General features: G+C 62.7%; 18 protein-coding genes. 4 read left to right on the plus strand and 14 right to left on the minus strand.

Annotated features, from left to right (window positions below; all coding sequences use genetic code 11):
* Positions 1-36: 36 nt before the first annotated feature.
* The 5 genes from RS694_RS02590 to RS694_RS02610 all read right to left on the minus strand — a co-directional run bounded on the left by RS694_RS02590 (position 37) and on the right by RS694_RS02610 (position 5,507).
* Positions 37-1,044, minus strand: coding sequence for a formylglycine-generating enzyme family protein (locus RS694_RS02590; RefSeq protein WP_029708931.1), 1,008 nt, complete (start codon positions 1,042-1,044; stop codon positions 37-39).
* Positions 1,045-1,059: 15 nt separating this feature from the next.
* The gene (locus RS694_RS02595; protein WP_029708932.1) at positions 1,060-1,407 is read right to left on the minus strand and encodes a hypothetical protein; all 348 of its coding nucleotides are present in this window, start codon (positions 1,405-1,407) and stop codon (positions 1,060-1,062) included.
* A 10-nt stretch (positions 1,408-1,417) separates the two neighbouring features.
* The gene (locus RS694_RS02600) at positions 1,418-2,893 is read right to left on the minus strand and encodes an ammonium transporter (RefSeq protein WP_083664555.1); all 1,476 of its coding nucleotides are present in this window, start codon (positions 2,891-2,893) and stop codon (positions 1,418-1,420) included.
* A 304-nt stretch (positions 2,894-3,197) separates the two neighbouring features.
* Positions 3,198-4,751 (minus strand): methyl-accepting chemotaxis protein, encoded by a 1,554-nt coding sequence (locus RS694_RS02605; protein ID WP_029709315.1) that lies wholly within the window; start codon positions 4,749-4,751, stop codon positions 3,198-3,200.
* An 87-nt stretch (positions 4,752-4,838) separates the two neighbouring features.
* Positions 4,839-5,507 carry a histidine phosphatase family protein gene (locus RS694_RS02610; RefSeq protein WP_029709314.1) on the minus strand — a complete coding sequence of 223 codons (669 nt, stop codon included), beginning with the start codon at positions 5,505-5,507 and terminating at the stop codon, positions 4,839-4,841.
* A 179-nt stretch (positions 5,508-5,686) separates the two neighbouring features.
* Between RS694_RS02610 and RS694_RS02615 the strand changes: the two genes are divergently transcribed.
* Positions 5,687-6,658, plus strand: coding sequence for a hypothetical protein (locus RS694_RS02615; protein ID WP_037248243.1), 972 nt, complete (start codon positions 5,687-5,689; stop codon positions 6,656-6,658).
* Positions 6,659-6,792: 134 nt separating this feature from the next.
* Entirely contained in the window at positions 6,793-7,179 is a 387-nt protein-coding gene (locus tag RS694_RS02620) for a hypothetical protein (RefSeq protein WP_152528889.1), read from the plus strand.
* A gap of 77 nt (positions 7,180-7,256) precedes the next feature.
* Here RS694_RS02620 and RS694_RS02625 read toward each other — a convergent pair whose 3' ends face one another.
* The 8 genes from RS694_RS02625 to RS694_RS02660 are packed head-to-tail and all read right to left on the minus strand — an operon-like array spanning position 7,257 to position 13,530.
* Positions 7,257-8,234 carry a threonine dehydratase gene (locus RS694_RS02625; RefSeq protein WP_029709311.1) on the minus strand — a complete coding sequence of 326 codons (978 nt, stop codon included), beginning with the start codon at positions 8,232-8,234 and terminating at the stop codon, positions 7,257-7,259.
* Positions 8,231-9,169, minus strand: a complete 939-nt coding sequence (locus tag RS694_RS02630; RefSeq protein ID WP_029709310.1) for a PhzF family phenazine biosynthesis protein — start codon at positions 9,167-9,169, stop codon at positions 8,231-8,233. Before RS694_RS02630 ends, RS694_RS02625 begins: the two co-directional genes overlap by 4 nt.
* A 26-nt stretch (positions 9,170-9,195) precedes the next feature.
* The gene (locus RS694_RS02635) at positions 9,196-9,819 is read right to left on the minus strand and encodes a glutathione S-transferase family protein (RefSeq protein ID WP_076069289.1); all 624 of its coding nucleotides are present in this window, start codon (positions 9,817-9,819) and stop codon (positions 9,196-9,198) included.
* Position 9,820: 1 nt separating this feature from the next.
* Positions 9,821-11,032, minus strand: coding sequence for an aminotransferase-like domain-containing protein (locus RS694_RS02640; RefSeq protein WP_029709308.1), 1,212 nt, complete (start codon positions 11,030-11,032; stop codon positions 9,821-9,823).
* Positions 11,029-11,376 carry an antibiotic biosynthesis monooxygenase family protein gene (locus RS694_RS02645; RefSeq protein WP_029709307.1) on the minus strand — a complete coding sequence of 116 codons (348 nt, stop codon included), beginning with the start codon at positions 11,374-11,376 and terminating at the stop codon, positions 11,029-11,031. Before RS694_RS02645 ends, RS694_RS02640 begins: the two co-directional genes overlap by 4 nt.
* A gap of 20 nt (positions 11,377-11,396) precedes the next feature.
* The gene (locus tag RS694_RS02650) at positions 11,397-11,999 is read right to left on the minus strand and encodes a LysE family translocator (RefSeq protein ID WP_029709305.1); all 603 of its coding nucleotides are present in this window, start codon (positions 11,997-11,999) and stop codon (positions 11,397-11,399) included.
* Positions 11,996-12,910 carry a DMT family transporter gene (locus tag RS694_RS02655; protein WP_029709304.1) on the minus strand — a complete coding sequence of 305 codons (915 nt, stop codon included), beginning with the start codon at positions 12,908-12,910 and terminating at the stop codon, positions 11,996-11,998. The genes RS694_RS02650 and RS694_RS02655 overlap by 4 nt, the downstream gene beginning before the upstream one ends.
* A complete protein-coding gene (locus tag RS694_RS02660; RefSeq protein WP_029709303.1) occupies positions 12,907-13,530 on the minus strand; it encodes a LysE family translocator in 624 nt (207 codons plus the stop codon). Before RS694_RS02660 ends, RS694_RS02655 begins: the two co-directional genes overlap by 4 nt.
* Positions 13,531-13,719: 189 nt before the next feature.
* Between RS694_RS02660 and RS694_RS02665 the strand changes: the two genes are divergently transcribed.
* Both RS694_RS02665 and RS694_RS02670 read left to right on the plus strand, forming a co-directional pair.
* Positions 13,720-15,159: an aminotransferase-like domain-containing protein gene (locus tag RS694_RS02665; protein WP_029709302.1), complete on the plus strand. Its 1,440-nt coding sequence runs from the start codon at positions 13,720-13,722 to the stop codon at positions 15,157-15,159.
* Between the two features lie 236 nt (positions 15,160-15,395).
* Positions 15,396-16,559: an IS4 family transposase gene (locus tag RS694_RS02670; protein WP_029707262.1), complete on the plus strand. Its 1,164-nt coding sequence runs from the start codon at positions 15,396-15,398 to the stop codon at positions 16,557-16,559.
* Between the two features lie 98 nt (positions 16,560-16,657).
* Here the strand turns inward: RS694_RS02670 and RS694_RS02675 are convergent, their stop codons facing one another.
* Complete coding sequence (locus RS694_RS02675) at positions 16,658-17,920, minus strand: HDOD domain-containing protein (RefSeq protein ID WP_029709449.1); 1,263 nt, start codon at positions 17,918-17,920, stop codon at positions 16,658-16,660.

The following is a 17,920-nucleotide window of genomic DNA, read 5'->3' on the forward strand; positions in this document are numbered from 1 at the left end:
GCCTTGGGGCGGCCCGGCGGCGATGTGGCCCTGTTATCAAGGCGCAGTTTCCATGACGAGGCGCATACCCACCAGGGTGTAGCGCGTCTGGGGGGAGTTCCAGTTGCGGTAACTGGAGCGGGCGTACAGCGCCCAGGTGTGCCAGGAGCCACCGCGGCGCACATAGACATTCCCGGTCTTGGGGCCCTGCGGGTCATTCAGCGGCGACTGGGCGTAGTAGTTTTCGTCGTACAGATCAGCGGTCCATTCCCAGGCATTGCCGTGCATGTCGTACAGGCCAAACGCATTGGGCGCATACCGCGCCACGGGTGCGGTGAAGGCATAACCGTCATCGCCTTGCAGCGCATGTTCTGCCAGCTTGGGCCACTGGGGTTTGGCGTGGGCGTCGAAGGTGTTGGCCACCTGCAGCAGGGACTCGGGCGCATCACCGCCGTGGTAGCGCGTACGGGTGCCGGCGCGTGCGGCGTATTCCCATTCGGCCTCGGTGGGCAGGCGGTAAGTTTTGCCCTCGGTCTTGCTGAGCCACTGTGCCAGGGCCTGTGCATCGCCCCAGGTGATGTTGACCACCGGGTGGTCTTCGCTCTGCGCAAAGCCCGGGTTCAACCAACTGTAGCGCGTGTCGCGTCCTTCAAACTGGTCGCCGCGTGCACTCTTCTCGGGATCGTAGTCCGGGTTGTAGCCGTAGCCGCCAGTTCCATCGGCGATGGATTCAGGTACATAACCGGACGCCTGCACGAAGCGACGGAACTGTCCCACGGTGACCTCGGTCTGCCCGAGGTAAAAAGCCTTGGTGATACGCACCCGGTGCACTGGCGCTTCGTCCACCAGCGCTTCCAGCCGCACACGCTCCATGCGCGGATAGTCCTTTTGCAGGCGCTCCACGGGCTCGTCACTGCCCATGAGAAATTCACCGGCCGGGATCTGTACCAGCCGCATGCCCAAGGTGTTGGTCACCACCGTTTGGGCCTGTGTGCACGGGCTGGCTGCCAGCGCACTGCAAAGAAGAAGGGAACGCAGGATGCAGGCAGGCAGCGGTGGTGTCATGGTGAATCCGGAGGGTTAGCGAATCCCCCGAATGTAGCGCTCCTCCGGCGGTGGCGCGTCCGGCGCGGGCGGCGGCGCGGGCGCCTTGCGGCTGGCGGCCAGTGGCACGCTGACTGCGTCCAGCAGCCGGCTGGCAATGGGTGGCGCTACTGGCGTGGGCAGCATGGCCGCCTCCAGTTTGCCAGCCCACTCTTCGAGGTCCGCATGGCCATCCTTGTGCGCACTCTCGCGGGCAAAACGCACCACTTCGGTGGCGTAGTCGGTGTTGCTGGCCATCCATTCGGTGTCGGTGACGCGGCCGGTCTTACGACGCAGCAGCACATGCAAATGGGCGGCAATGGCGAGTTTTTCGCTGTTCAGCATGGTGTTGGCCTCAGTTACCCATGTGCTCCCGGTGCTGGGAAATGTCCAGACCGGCGAGCTCGGCTGCGTCGTCTACGCGCAGACCCACAATCAGTTTGGTGACCCACAGCAGCAGCACACTCATGATGCCGCTGTACAGCACCACGGCCACCACACCTACAAGCTGGGTGCCAATATGGCCTTCCACGCCCGATACCGTCTGGTTGGCCAGCAGGCCGGTCATGAGGGCACCGACGATGCCGCCAATGCCGTGCACGCCAAAGACGTCCAGCGAATCGTCAGCATTGAGCATGCGTTTGAGTCCGGTGGCACCCCAGTAACAGGCCAGCCCGGCGACGATGCCGATCAGCAGCGCCGCGCGCGGCGTGACAAAACCCGCTGCGGGGGTGATGGCCACCAGCCCGGCGACCAGACCCGAGCACAGACCCAGCAGCGATGGCCGTCCGCGTACCACCCATTCACCCAGCATCCAGGCAATAGCACCCGCCGACGCGGCGATGTGCGTGACCGCCATGGCCAGGCCAGCGCGTCCATCTGACGCCACGGCCGAACCGGCGTTGAAACCAAACCAGCCCACCCACAGCAGGCCGGCACCGGCCATGGTCAGCCCCAGGTTGAAGGGCTCAAACGGTTCGCGTCCGTAGCCGCGGCGTGGTCCCAATACATAGGCGCAGACCAGACCGGTGATGCCGGCGTTGATGTGCACGACAGAACCACCGGCAAAGTCCAACACACCCATCTGGGCGAGCCAGCCGCCCGGCTCCCAGACCCAGTGGGCAACGGGGGCGTAGACGAAGATGGACCACAGGCCGATAAACCACAGCAGGGCCGAGAAACGCATGCGCTCCACAATGGCACCCACCACCAGTGCCGCCGTGATGATGGCAAAGGTGAGCTGGAACATCGAATACACCGACTCGGGAATCGCCGGTGCCACATGGCTCACCGCCACCATGCCCCCTTCCTTGAGATAACTCAGGCCGCCAAACCACAGGCGATCGGCGCCCAGTCCTATCCAGCTATTGCCCGGAGTGAAGGCAATGGCGTAGCCGCCGGCAAACCACAGCAGGCTGACCATGGCCGCAATGGCGACTACGCTGGCCATGGTGTTGAGCACACTTTTCTTGCGCACCATGCCGCCGTAAAACAGGGCAAGGCCGGGCAGCGTCATCAGCAGCACCAGCGCGGTGGAGGTCATCATCCAGGCGGTGTCGGCCGCGTTGATGCTGCTTTGTGCCACCAGCGAGGGCTTGGTTGGTGGTGCGGGGACTGCGGGCGCTGCGACCACCTCAACAGCAGGAACTGCCAGGACAGGCGGAGCCGCAGGAGGGGCCGAGGCTGGGGGGGCGATGGGGGCAGCCGCCGGGGGGGCGACTTCCGCCACTACCGGGCCGCTGGCCGCTGTTGCCGGCGTCTGTGCCCAGACGCCTGTGATGCTGGCGCACAAAACGCATGCCAGAAGCCAGTGTGAACCGATACGGTGCATGGACAGTCCCTATTGAAACCCAATAGATGCTGCACTGCACAAGGCGTGCCAATTTCGCATGCGGGCAGAAAAAGTCCTAGCGAAGCCGATGACTACGCCCATTCGATAGCGACGATCTTCATTGGCAGCTTGCTCGCAGGGCGAGTGACAAGGTCATGCGAAAGCGGGTGCCAACGTGATTGCGTGCCAGGCGGGGAAACGCCATTCAAGGCGCGCCCCGCCACCGCATTCAACGCCAGGTGAGGGGAGGGTGCCTGCTCAAGAGGAGTGATGTGTCGCCCAGACTGTCCGTGGCAGCGATGCGTCAGACCCGACTGAGTTTGAAGGCGTCTACGGCCTCGGCCAGCAGGCGGGCCTGTTCCTTGAGGCTCTCCGCAGCAGCGGTGGACTCCTCGACCAGCGCGGCGTTCTGCTGCGTCATCTGGTCGAGCTGGTTCACGGCCGTGTTGATCTGGCCAATGCCCTGGCTCTGCTCGGCGGCGGCAGAACTGATTTCACCAATGATGTCGCTCACACGGCTCACGCTCGTGACAATGTCGCTCATAGTGCTGCCGGCCATTTGTACCTGCTTGGAGCCGGACGCTACGCTGGCCACGCTGGCATCAATCAGGATCTTGATCTCCTTGGCTGCTTCTGCCGAGCGCTGGGCCAGGCTGCGCACTTCACTGGCCACAACCGCAAAGCCGCGCCCCTGCTCGCCGGCACGGGCGGCTTCCACCGCGGCATTCAAGGCCAGGATATTGGTCTGGAACGCAATGCCGTCGATCACGCCAATGATGTCGGAAATCTTCTTGGAGCTGACATTGATTTCGTCCATGGTCGCCACGACTTCGGACACCACCTCGCCGCCGCGCTTGGCCACACTGGCGGCGGATGCCGCCAGTTGGTTGGCCTGGGTCGCCGAGTCTGCGCTCTGGCGCACGGTGCTGGTCATCTCTTCCATGGAACTGGCGGTTTCTTCCAAGCTGCCGGCTGTCTGTTCGGTACGCGCGCTCAGATCCCGGTTGCCCGTGGCGATTTGCAGGCTGGCAGTGGAAATGTTGTCGACCGCGCCGCGCACCTGGTGCAATGCGCCATGCAGCGCAGTGCGCATGGTGTCAATGGCGCGCAGCAATCTGCCCGTTTCGTCGTTGGCATAGCTTGCCTGGGCATTGCCGGTCAGGTCCATGTCGGCAATGGACTGGGCGATGGTCTCGGCACGGTGCAGGGGCTGCGTGATGCTGCGGGTCAGCAGCCAGGCCAGAAAAATGCCCAATGCCAGCGACACCAGGCTGCAGACTAGCAACAGCGTGATGGTTTGCGCGCGTGTGTTTTCGATGCGTTGGGTCGCCGCGTCCAGTTGGGTGCGTTGCTGGTTCACCAGCTTGCTGACCTGTTCGATATAGAAGCGGGACCCGGGTTCGAATTTTTCGGTGAAAACGCGGTTTGCGCCGTCCACATCTCCAGCTTTCTTGAGTTTGCTGATTTCCTCACGTGCCGCCAGGTAGGCCTTGCGCACTTCCGTCACCTTGTCGAAAAGGGCGCGTTCTTCGGGGGTATCCATCTTCTCTTCGATCTGCTTTTGCAGCTCGGTGGTCTCGCGGATACTATCCGCCGAGGCTGGGGCAAAGTATTCCACCAGGCTGGTATCGCTGCTCTTGGCGATGGCCGCGGCCCGCACGATGCCCGAAGTGGTGAAGCGCAACCACGCCGTGCCTGCGCGTTCGGTTTGCAGGTTGTCCTTGGTCAGCGTGTCCATTTCCACACCCAGTTTGCCGAGTTGCCATACCGCCACCAGACTGCTAGCCACAAACAAGGCCAAGATCACCCCCAGCACGAGGGTCAGGCGTTTGCCGATGGACATATTGCCTAGAAACATGACGAAAATCCCCAAAAAAATTAAGGTCTAAATAGGGGGTTATACAACAGCAGGTGGGGGCGCCGCCTGTGTACGACACGTCCGACGTCAGGAGTAGCTGATCCAGTCCGCGTATTCGGGGCTGTCCAGGTGCGGCAGGCCGTTGAAGGTCGACAGCATGTGGCGTTTGGGCGTGAAGGCGAATTCGGTGATCGCGCTGTTGCGGATGCGGAAGTTGAGCTCGATGGTGGTCTCGGGCGTAGTGCCCAGCACATGGCCGACCGCGGTGCTGATGGGGCCGCCGCTGCTGACAATCAGCACATTGCCGCTGTGCTGCTGGCGCACATGGTCCAGCGCGCTGACGATGCCGTGCTTGAAGTCGTTGTAGCTGGGCATGCCCTTGGGGCTGACCACGCCGTTCATCCACTGCGTGAGGCCATCGCGCAGCAGGCGAAAGTGGTGCCGGTACATCTCGGGCGTTTCGGGTTTGGTCAGCGGCTCGGGGTGGATGGTCTGGATCACCGCTTCGCTCTCGTACTCATTCAAACCCGGCCAGAGCAGTGGCTGGTGGAGGAGCTTTGCACCCTGGGCAATGCCGGCCCAGGTTTGGGCGTGGCGTTTGAGGGTGCCGGTGAGCACCGCGTCGAATTGCAGACCCTTGTAGGCGAAGTATTCACCCAGGCGCATGCTTTGTCGGTGTCCCAGTTCGCTCAGGTTGTCGTAGTCGGCAGCACCAAAAGAGGCCTGCCCATGGCGCACCAGATAAAGATTTCCCATGCGCTGAATTTAAGTCAGGTACGTGGTGGCTTCTGTAATGGGGGCGACAGCAGCTACGGGTCTTATCGCGAAACCTCGCGCGAACCCGTGATTCATGGTCTGTTCAGCTCTTATCATCTAGCCGCCACGCACACCAGGGTGCAGGCATTGAGACAAACCTATAAAACAAGGGGAGAGACATGAAACATTGGTGCATCGCAGCCGTTCTGGCTTTGAATCTCACACAGGGTATGGCAGGCGAACTTTTCCCGGATGGAAAGTTGCGGCCGATCTTGCTTGGAGACGCCATCCCTGCAGCCGAAACCATGGGTGGATATCCGATTTTCGCTGGAGACGGAAAGTGGACTTTTGTACGCGGCAGTGACTCCACGTCAAGCCGCGGAACCAAATTGGCATCCCTCCAAATGTCCCAGTTTGAGAGTGGAGTGCTTTTCGCTACACAAATCGTGGACGTGGCGGTGTCGACGGGGGATGGAGCTTTTTGGAATGGAAGTCCGTGTACCCCAACGGGGCATCTGGTGATGCGTAACAAGGGGTTCGGACGGGAAGACCACTGCCTGACGATTGATCCTGTATCCCATGCGGTGGGCCCCACCATGGTCACGATGCTGTCCATCAAATTGACAAATACAGGCAGCACGAGTCGTCTCTACAACATCACACTTCTGCTGAATCCCGACTTGCTGGGTATCCGTTCCACCGGCGTGGGAGACTGGACTCCGGAGACGCTCAAAGCACAGCCGCGCAAGCAGGCCTTCATGGACAAACTCACGGCGTGGGCGGAAAGCCTGCAGGCCGCATCGATCAAGGCCATGGATTACTCAAAACCCCAGGATGTCTTTGCCCAGATCCCGTCCTTCCGCACCCTGTTGCCGGTGTCGGCGGCAAACGCCGATCAAAAGTATTCCATTGGATTTTTGAGCGGTCTGGAAGATCTCAAGTGGCGCCCCAACTTCAAGGCCATCGCCTATTCTCAGCTTGGAGACTATCGGACGACTTGGAAATCTGCATGGAACTACCCAAGCCAGCCCGAAGCAGACAAGAAGGCCTTGGATAACTGCGAATCTGGCAGACCTGCAGCGGCGCCGCCGTGCAAACTATTCACGCTGGAAGAGCAGACTGCGGTTGTGGCACCAGAGGCCAAACCCTGATCAAGGCGCCCTACGGGCGCCCGACACCTTCGTAAACACCGTGCAGTCCACACTTCCCGCGCACAGCGTGTCGTGTTCCTGCATGGCTGCGGCAAAATTGGCCGCACCACCACACCTTGTGTTTTGTCGCACCCATGAAGAAAACGTCTGCGCTTTTCAGGTTGAATCCGGGGGATACGCCCGCACTATTGCATGCGGACCCGGAGATGGGCGAGGTCTGGGCCGCTCAGTTAGACGGGCGGCCGCAATGGACCCTCAAGATCCCGGGAATGGTGTACTCCTTTGCCGTGCACGACACAGAGCCAGAGCAGTTTGTGATCCACGTGGTCGAAGAAGCTGCGCACCGCCTGCGGGATGCCGTCAACCTGAAAATAGATCCCAAACGCATCAAAAACCTGGCGCTGGGGCCAGAGGCCTCACTGGAGCAAGTCCAGATCGCCGTGGCTCACCTGGACCGGTGGCGCGGTTCGGCAGCGCAGTGGATGCATGACGTGGAATGGCAGAAGTGGCTCCAACGCTGAACCCCCCTTTGTGCTGCAACCCGCAGTGTTTTTGCAAATAGGCTGCATCTTTCCCAAGAGGAATATCGCGAAAGTGCTTAGCCTTGTAGCACGTCGGCAAACACCGCCGAGTCCACATTTCCCCCGCAAAGCGTGATCCCTACAGTCTGCCCACGCAGACTGTCGCGCTCCTGCATGGCGGCGGCAAAACTCGCCGCACCTGCGCCCTCAGCCACGTTGTGGGTGCAGGCAAAGATGTCGCGCATGGCTTGGGCCACTTCAGCGTCGGTCACCTGCACGATGTGGTCGATGCGGCCTTGCAGGATGGCCAGCGCCTCGGGGTCGGCTACGCGGCAGGCCATGCCGTCGGCCAGCAGCGTCGTCACCGGCGCCTCCACTACACGACCGGCAAGCAGGGAATCGGCATAGGTGGTGGCGTGGCGGCTCACCACGCCGACGATGCGCGCCTTGTGGCCCAGCGCCAGCTTGGCGGCAATGGCGCTGCACGCACCGGAGCCCTGGCCGATGGGCACGTAGACCACATCGATCTCGGGCGCAGCCTTCAGCAGTTCCCACCAGTAAGTGGACACGCCCCGCAGCAGGTCGGGATGGAAGCTGGGCACCATGTGGGCGCCACGCTCCGCTGCCAGCCGCATGGCGTATTCGCGGCTTTCCTGAAAATCCTGGCCGTGTTCGATGAGTTGAACACCGAGGGCGCGCATGGCGGCGTTTTTCTCCACCGAGTTGCCGTGTGGCACCACGATGCTGCAGCGCACGCCATAGGCGCGGGCGGCCCAGCCAATGCTTTGGCCGTGGTTGCCCCGTGTGGCGCTGATCACCTCTTGGGGCAGTGCGCCTTTTTGTGCCAGTTGGTCAAAGTAGTTGAGTCCGCCACGGATCTTGAAGGCACCCACGGGGGTGTGGTTCTCGTGTTTGACCCAGCAGGGCGTGCCCAGTTTCTCGGCCAGCAGGCCCCAGCGGTACTGCGGCGTGGCCTGGAATGCGCGGTACACCACCTGGGCTGCGGCTTCGATCTCCTGCAGGGTGGGCAGGCCGGGAACGGTGGTGGCGCTCATAACAGCACCGTGCCGGTGATGCAGGTGACCGAATCCCCGCCGACCCAGACCTGGTCGTCAGCGTCGCGCAGGATGTGCACGCGGCCGTCGCGGCCAATGCAGGTGCCCTGGTGCGCTACGTAACACGTGGGGGCGTGGCCATCGGCGATCAGCCACTGGGCCAGGCTGGCGTTGAGGCTGCCGGTGACCGGGTCTTCCAGCACGCCCATGGGCGCTGCAAAGGCGCGCACTTCAAGTGTGGTGCAGTCGTCCGCAGCCGCATCGCCGGCGCTGCGGGCGCCAAAGGCACGTGCCTCGCGGTTGGATCTTGCTATTAAAGTAGGAGCTGCTTGCGCATGTTCCACAAAGGCTACGCCCACTTTTTGCCCTAAATTCTTGAGCGCCAGGTGGTCTGGCTGCAGCTGCAGCACGGTGCTCAGGCTGTCCAGCAGCAGGCCCATCCAGACTGGGCCGTTGTCCAGCACCTGCGCGGCCACGATGTGGCGCGACCGCAGGCCCAGTGCTGCAGCCACCTGGGCCAGCAGGGCGGGGCTGGGGTTGCTGCGTTGGAGCGCGGGGGCGGCAAACGCGGGACGACCACTGTCGCGGCGGATCTGTATCAGCCCGACCTTGCATTCCTGAACAATGCCCGTCGCACTGCGCGGCGTGCCGCCTGCTTCCAGCCAGGCGTGGCAGGTGCCCAGCGTGGGGTGGCCGGCAAACGGCAACTCCCCGCCGGGCGTGAAGATGCGCACCTGGTAGTCGGCGCCCTGGGCCGCAGCGGTGGCACTGGGGGGCAGCACAAAGGTGGTTTCCGAGAGGTTGGTCCAGCGTGCGAAGTCCTGCATCTGCGCATCGCTCAGCCCACTGCCGTCCAGCACCACGGCCAGCGGGTTGCCGCGCAGGGCCTGGGCGGTGAAGACGTCGACTTGTTTGAACGGGCGTTGCTGGGGCACGGTAGGGCTCTCGGTGAAGATGGGTTTTATGAAAGAGGCAGATCGAGCACGCCGCGGGTTGCGGGGCGCGCGAGGATGGTGGCAAACCAGCGCTCCAGATGCGGCCAGGCGGGCCGGGGCTGGGGCAGGCCAAACCAGCGGTGCACGTCACAGGCCGCGGGAATGTCGGCCATGCTGAAGTGCTCACCACCCACATAGGCACGTGTGGCCAGGTGGTCGTTGAGCTGGGCCAGGGCCGGCTCGGTGGCGGCGGTCGAGCGGGCAATCACGGTGGCATCGCGCTTCTCGGCGGGGGTGCGAAACCACTGCGCAAAGGCCGCGCCGCTGTCGCGGTTCAGCGTGGTCTGCTGCCAGTCCATCCAGCGTTCGGCGTCAAAGCGCGCGGCCAGGTCTTGTGGGTAAAGCGTGGCGTTGCCGTATTTGGCGCACAGGTAACGCACGATGGCATTGCTCTCCCACAACACGAAGTCGCCGTCCTGCAGCGTGGGCACCAGCGCGTTGGGGTTCATCGACAGGTACTCGGGTGTCTTGACCACACCAAAGCTCAGACCCGCATCGCTGCGCGTGAACGCCACGCCGGTCTCCTGCGCGGCCCACACCACCTTGCGTACGTTCAGTGAGCTCAGGCGGCCCCAGATATGCACGCCCATGTCAGCTCCTTTGTGCGTGGATGGCGGCGGCCAGCGCGGCCACACCGCGGTGGATTTCTTCCACGCTGGGGGTGACGAAGGATAGGCGCATGGTGCGTGTGTCGCCATGGTCGGCGTAGAACGGTGCGCCGGGCACAAAGGCCACACCCTTGTCCACCGCGTGCGGCAGCAAGTCCACCGCGTTCATGCCTTTGGGCAAACGTGCCCACAGGAACATGCCGCCGGCGGGCGTGTTCCAGGTCAGCGTGTCGTCGGGGTTGGATGTGGCGGGGAAGTGCTGGGCCAGCGCTTGCAGCATGGCATCGCGTTGTGCCTTGTAGAGCGCGCGGATGGTGGGCACGTGGCGGTCGAGGAAACCGTTTTGCATGACTTCAAAAATCATGCGCTGGTTAAAGCCCGGGCTGTGCAGGTCGGCGGCCTGTTTGGCTTGCAGCAGCTTGGGGTACACGGCCTTGGGCGCGACCATGAAACCCATGCGCAGGCCGGGCGCCAGCACCTTGGAGAACGAGCCGAGATAAATACCGCCTTCGGGGTTGCGCGCGGTCAGTGGTGCGGCAGGGGCCTGGTCAAACCACAGGTCGCCATAGGGGTTGTCTTCCATCAGCGGCAGGCCGCTGCGGGCAGCCTCGGCACTCAGGGCGGCGCGGCGCGCTTCGGACATGGTGCGGCCGGTGGGGTTCTGGAAGTTGGGCAACACGTAGAGAAAACGTGCGCCGTCGGACTTGGCGCGCAGGTCTTCAATCTCCACACCGTTGTCGTCGCTGGCGACACTCACCACATTGGGTTCCATCGGCATGAAGGCCATCACGGCGCCCAGGTAGGTGGGCGATTCCACCAGCACCTTGCTGCCCGCGTCGATCAAGATTTTGGCGACCAGATCCAGACCCTGTTGCGAGCCGGTGGTAATCAGTACCTGGGCCGGGTCGACCTTCCACGGCATGCCGGCGGCGGCGCTTTGTTTGCCCAGGTTCTCGGCGACCATCTCGCGCAGCGGGCCGTAACCCTCCGAGGCGGCGTATTGCAGGGCACCGGCCGGGTCGTCCTTGAGCACCTTGGCGCAGGCGGCTTCAAACTCGGCGACGGGGAAGGTTTGGGGTGAGGGCAGGCCGCCGGCAAAACTGATGATGCCGGGGCGTTCAGTGACCTTGAGGATCTCGCGGATCACCGAGGGGTTCATCTTTGCGGCGCGTGCGGCCAGGGTCCAGTGGGTCATGCGTGTGTTCCAGAAAGGGTGGAGCGGGAATTCGGGGTGATGTGCGCCAGCGCGCCATCGCCATACGAACGGATTACTTCAGAAATAACAATGTGGAAGCCTTTGTACCAGCGCTGGTAGTTGCGCTTGGCTTCCAGGTGCTGCGGGTGGCTGGAGAACGTCTTGAGTGCCTCCAGATCCGTCCAGTAATAGGTGGCGTTGTAACGCACACCGTCTTCCGAGCGCCAGGTTTCGCGGCCCAGGTAGCCGGGGTTGGCCACCGCGGCCGCTTCGATGTCGGCGTCCAGCGCGTGGAAGCGGTCGTCGTAAGTTCCGGGTTCAAAAATAAAAGCTGCGGCGTACATGGTTTTTTAGGCTAAGCCCGTCAGGTTACCAGCATGGGGTAGAGCGATGCCACCAGGGCCAGCGCCATGGTCACATTGAAGATGCGCAAACGCCCGGGGTTTTGCAGCAGACTGCGCATGGCCTGGCCAAAAAAGACCCAGACCGCTGAGCAGGGGCTGCCCAACACCAGCGACATCAGCGCCAGCAGCAGCACCTGGGACACGCTGGCATCGGGCGGCAGGTAGGCGCTCATGGCGGTGACGATCATGAACCAGGCTTTGGGGTTGATCCACTGGAACGCGGCGGCGCCCCAGAAACCCAGGGGTTGCGGTGCGGGTGCGTCGGGGTCTGCGTCGGCGGGGCGGGCGCTGGCTAGTTTCCAGGCCAGCCACAGCAGGTAGGCCGCGCCGCCCCAGCGCATCAGCATGTATAGCGCTGGAAATTGATCCAGCACCGCGTGCAGGCCGAGGCCCACGCACAGCAGCATCACGGTGAATCCGATCTGCACGCCCAGCAGATGCGGCAGCGAGCGGCGCACGCCGAAGTTCACGCCCGAGGCCATCAGCATGGTGTTGTTGGGCCCCGGCGTGACGGAGCTCACGATGAGGAAGATGGCGGCGGCGATCAACAGGTCGTGGTTCATGCCGCGGGACCCTTCAATGCGGTATGCACTGGCATGCGCCGGCCGATAAACACGGTGGCGATCACCGCCACACCAAAGCCCACGGTCACCGCGTCCAGGTGTTCACCGAGCAGCGGCACGGCAAACAGCATGCTCAAAAACGGTTGCAGCAATTGCACCTGGCTCACGCGCACGGTGCCACCCAGGGCCAGGCCCTTGTACCAGGCAAAAAAGCCCAGCCACATGGAAAACACCGACACATAGGCAAACGCCACCCAGGCGCTGGTGGGCAGGGTCTCGGTGGGGAACTGCCACGCCGCCAGCGGCAGGTTGATGGGCAGCGAGATCAGCAGTGCCCAGCAGATCACATGTTCGGCGCGCATGCGCTGCGACAGGCGTGCGCCATGCCCGTAACCCACGGCCGCGCAGGCCATGGCGATTAGCAGCAACACGTCCGCCGTTTGTAGCGCCAGCCCGCTGTGGCCCGAGCGCAAGAGTGCAAACGCCACCACCAGCGCCGTACCGGCCAGCGCGCAGATCCAAAAGCCTGTGGAGGGGCGCTGCCGGTTTAGGAATGCACCCACCACGGCCGTGGCCAGTGGCAACACGCCCACCATCACGCTGGCGTGCACCGCCTCTACATGGCGCATGGCAACGGAGGTGAACAGCGGAAAACCAAACACCACGCCCAAAGCGACCAGCACCAGCGGGCCCCAGGCGTCGCGCGGCGGCAGTGGCGCTTTGCTCCACCACAGCAGCAGGCCCGAGAGCACGCCCGCCACCACGGCGCGGCCGAAGGCGATGAACATGCCCGACATCAGCGGGGCGTCCGACGTGCCCACGGCCAGCCGTGTCATGGGTAGGGTCAGCGCAAAAATAGTGACACCCAGTACGCCCAGCCACAGGCCTTTTTTCAGATCGTGTGTGTTCATAGGGTTGCCATCCAGGCGGCGGTTGCGACCAGCACGGCGGCCATGCCGCGGTTGAACCAGCGCAGGCGCCGCGCGGTGGCCACACCGCCGACCACCGGGCCGCCCAGCCAGTCGCGCAACAGCGAACCCATCGCGGCGTAGAGCAGGTTGCTGAAAAATCCAAAGGCCAGCATCAGCGGCAGTGTGATGGCAAAGCGCGTCAGCACATCTTCGCGCCCGGCCAGCCAGCCGGCGGTGACGGTGAGGCCCAGCATCCAGGCCTTGATATTGAGAAACTGCAACGCCACGCCCTGCCAGAAGGTGACGTTCAGGCGGCTGGCGTCGGCCTCGCCCAGGCTGCTGGCGCTGGCCATCTTGTAGGCCAGCCACAGCAGGTAGGCCACGCCGGCGATCTGTATGGCCTGACGCAACAGCGGCACGGCCACCACCAGTGCGCCCAGGCCACCCGCGCACAGTGTGAACAGCAGGCCCCAGCCAATCGGCACCGCCACCACAAACCGCATGGCACGCTTCAGCCCCAGGTTGGCGGCTAGCGCCGTGGAGAGCGTCGTGTTCGGCCCGGGCGTGAAGCTGGCTGCGGTGGAAAGCAGCAGCAGGGCGGTGATTTCAGCGGATGTCATGGTGTAACTTTACTGGCAAAAACAACACACTTGCAGTACAGTTTGTATGAACAAATGTGAAACTGTATTGCCCGTTCGGGTAACACAGACCGTCCCTTGTCCGTTCGGGCTGAGCTTGTCGAAGCCTGCCTTGCGTTTGTCGGGCCCTTCGACAAGCTCAGGGCGAACGGAATTTATAGAAGGTGCTCCATGCTGATGAAAACCGCGTCACAGACGCTGACCGAGCAACTCGCCGCCCGTTTTGCCCAGCGCATCCGCGACCGCCTGCTGGCACCCGGTGCGCGCCTGCCGTCGGTGCGCCTGTGTGCGCAACAGCAGGGCGTGAGCCCGTCCACCGTGGTCGGCGCGTATGACCAACTGCTGGCCCAGGGACTGGTGGAGGCGCGCAAGAACCGCGGGTTTTATGTGCGTGAGAGCACGCCAACCCCCGTGGATAGTGCGCAAGCAGCTACTAAAAAAGTAGCAAAAAACATCGCGCAGGATGGTGCTGCTTCGCGTGAACGCGCCCCGCTCAATGCCACGGCGCTGATCCGCGGCATGTTCCACGGCATCAGCGACAAGCCGCAACCCGGCATGGGTGTGTTGCCGCAGGAGTGGTTGCAGACCACCTTTCTCTCTACCGCCGTGCGGCGCAGTTGCGGTGTGGAGGCGCTCAACGCGTTTTCGCTGCAATACGGCGAACCTGCGGGCGACCTGGGGCTGCGCCGCGCGCTGTCCACCAAACTCGCAGGGCTGTCGGTGCAGGCCGCGCCTGAGCAGATCATCACCACCATAGGCGCCACGCAGGCGCTGGATGTGGCCAGCCGCGCCCTACTGCGCGCCGGCGACTATGTGATGGTGGAAGAGCCCGGTTGGGCCATTGAGTTTGCGCGCCTGGACGCTTTGGGCATGCGCATCCTGCCGGTGCCGCGACGGGCCGACGGGCCGGACCTGGAGGTCATGGCGCGTTACTGCGAAGAACATCAACCGAAGCTGTTTGTGAGCGTGAGCGTGTTCCACAACCCCACGGGTTTTTGCCTCTCGCCCAGCAGCGCCTACCGCATCCTGCAGTTGGCAAACCAGCACAACTTTCACATTGTTGAAGACGACACCTACTGCCACTTCGCGCCCGAACACGCCACGCGCCTGTGTGCGCTCGATGGCCTGCAACGCACGATTTATGTGGGTGGCTTTGCCAAGATACTCGCGCCCAACTGGCGTGTGGGTTACATGGCCGCGCCCGCTCATCTGGTGGAGCGTTTGCTGGACACCAAACTCCTGACCACCTTGACCACCCCGGCACTGCTGGAAAAATCATTGGCCTGGTGCATCGACCAGGGCCAGCTGCGCCGCCACGCCGAACGCATTCGCCAGCGGCTGGATGTGGCGCGGGCGCGTAGCGTGAAGCTAGCGCTCGGCGCGGGGTGCACGTTTGCGGCCGAGCCGGTGGGCTTGTTTGGCTGGGTGGATACCGGTGTGGACACCGATGTGCTGTCGCAGCGGATGTTGGATGAGGGCTACCTGCTGGCGCCGGGGGCATTGTTTCACGCTATGCGGGCGCCTAGCAGTTTGATGCGGATCAACTTTGCTACTACGCAAAATTCGGCGTTTTGGGAGACTTTGGTTCGGTTGCGGGCTGAGCAGGGGTGAGTTCTTTTTGTTGATCGGTTTGCTTCTGTGGCGTGTCGGGCGTACATCCCGACATGCTCGATAACCAAAAAAGCACTTCGGGAAGAAAATATGTCACTAGTGTCCGGTAAATTTTGCATCAGGGCAGTTCAAACCTAAGCTGGATGCGGGTTTCAAGAGCTTTTTGGATTCCGGCGATTTGAAATCCGATTTTTGCCCGTGGGCATATCGTGACCTCATTTTTCGAGGTTTACGTCATGAACGCTGGTCGCACGGTATTCGCGCAATTGCTGGCCGTCGTACCGTTTAGCCACTTTGAACACCTCGTTGATAGGTACCAAGCCAACCGCTGGACACGGGATTTCACTGCCTGGAGCCAATTCATTTGCATGGCCTACGCGCAGTTCACTCGCAGGGAAGGCTTGCGCGACCTGATCGTGTGCCTGAACTCGCAAAGCTCCAAGCTTTACCACTGCGGCCTGCGTCAGCGTGTATCACGCTCCACATTGGCCGATGCCAACGAGCGGCGTGACTCGCATTTGTTCGAAGCACTGGGGCAACGCCTGATCGAAACCGCGTTGGATTTGTACAAAGACCATGACATCGGCTTGGGCCTCAAGGAGCCACTGTATGCCATGGACTCCACCACCATCGACTTGTGTCTGAAACTGTTTCCCTGGGCTGACTTTCGGTCCACCAAAGCGGGAATCAAGGCCCATACGGTGATCGACCTGCGGGGTGCCATTCCAGTGATGCTATCGATCACCACCGGCAAAGTCGGCGACTCGGGGCAATTGGATGCATTGAGTCTGCCCAAGGGCTCTATCGTCGTGCTGGATCGCGGCTACGTGGACTTTGCAAGGTTGCACCGCTTGGTGCAACGGGAGTGCAGCTTTGTGGTGCGCGCCAAAGACAATTTGAGCTTCATCTGCAGTGAAGCCCACGCGGCTGATGTGCAAACCGGCGTGTACTCGGATCAAACCATTGTGCTGACGGGGGAGCGCTCCAAGAAAGGCTACCCTGAGCCTTTGCGCCGGGTACGTTTCTACGATGCAGTGAGTTGTTTGGAACTCGTCTTTCTAACCAACCGTCTAGACCTATCCGCCCTCACCATCGCAGCCATCTACAAGCAGCGCTGGCAGATTGAGCTGTTCTTCAAATGGCTCAAGCAGAACCTGAACATCCAACACTTCTTTGGCAATTCATTGAACGCGGTGAGATCACAGATATGGATTGCAGTGTGTACCTATTTGATAGCTTTGGTCGCACACCACGGACTACATACTGACCTGTCACTGCGTAACTTCTTGCATCTGGTGGAGGTCAACATGTTTGAGAAGATCTCTTTGGCTCAGATGGTAGACAACGCTATCAAGGACGACAGTTTCGAAGAGCTGAAATCGCAGGTTGAACTCTTCTGAAAACGGGGCAAAATTTACCGGACAGTAGTGAAAATATGTACGATTTAATGCTCTAGCCCACGCGCAATATGCACAGCCAGCTATCAAAATAGGAGCAATTACGCCGCCATCAATGCGTAAGGATGCCTGTTCTTGGCGCTATAACGCGGCACGACGGCCGCGCTGGGCGGTTGCGCCAGTGTGCGCAGCAGGGCGCGGTTGACCTCTTCGGCACGCATATCGTGCGCCTTGCAGACTTCGCGGATCACGTGGGTGGAGCCGGACTCCAGCGCGGTGGCCACGTCGAGCCACGGCGTGTACGGCCCGGTCTGTCCCAGCACGGCCGAGGCCACGCGGCCCGGCAGGGGCAGGTGGTGCAGCGCAGTACCTTGTGGCGCGCCCAGCAGCAGATCCATTTGAGAGAACAGGCCACACAAAAACACTTCGCGGCGCAGCGCTTCTTCGGCACCCGCGTCCACCAGACGCTCCATGACACGGGCGCGCAGGACCATGCTGGCGCGCACCGGGTCCAGGTTCACATCGCTGCTGGCGTTTGGCAGTTGCTCCACCAGCCAGGCGCGCAGGCGCATCAGGCCCATGGTCAAAAGCCCCTGGCGCACGCTGTCCACTTCCTGGCGCAGGCCCAGGGCGGCGGAGTTGGCGTAGCGCAGAAAACGGTAGTTCAGCAAAGGCTCGTCGCCCATGCGCTGCTCCAGGCTCTCCAGCGATTCGTCGGCATCGATGGCCTGCACCAAGGTCTGCAATTGCGCGCGAGAGGGCTGCATTTGGCGCAGGCGGTGGTTGTACAAAATCTCTTCGTTGGGCCAGCCCAGCACCGCCCAGGCGTGCTGCTGGTCCAGCGCATGCTCCACCAGCGCCTGGCTGGCCATGCCTTCAAAAATGCGCAGCGGTGTCTGACTGACACTGCGCACCACGCCCGCGTGGCGGGCCGTGCGCAACGCGTTCAGGGCCTCTTGCGGCGTGAGTGCTCGCTGCACGGCGTGGAAGTGGGGGGCGATGACGGCGGTGGGAATCTGGCCGGGCTCACCGTGCCACACCAGGTGCACACCGCGCTGGGCGGCCTTGCGCACACGGTTGGCCATTTGTGTGTCCGCCATGGCTGCGTTGGGAATTTCCAGCCACACGCCGCGCGCGGGCAAATGGTCCAGCAGGTCCTGCAGCAACACCGGGTGTTGCACGCTGAGCACCACGCCCGCGCTGGCGCTGGGCCAGAGCTCGGCCATGGCCGACAGCAGGTGGCGTGCATCCACAGCACTGGGGCTGGCGCTGTCCACCAGCAAGCGCACGCCGCAGCGTTGGCGCTTCTGGTTCCACAAGAGGGCGTAGCCCAGGGTGACGCTGTCGAGGACAGACCGGGCCAT

The sequence above is a fragment of the Rhodoferax saidenbachensis genome (assembly GCF_001955715.1).
Classification (GTDB): Bacteria; Pseudomonadota; Gammaproteobacteria; order Burkholderiales; family Burkholderiaceae_C; genus Allorhodoferax; species Allorhodoferax saidenbachensis.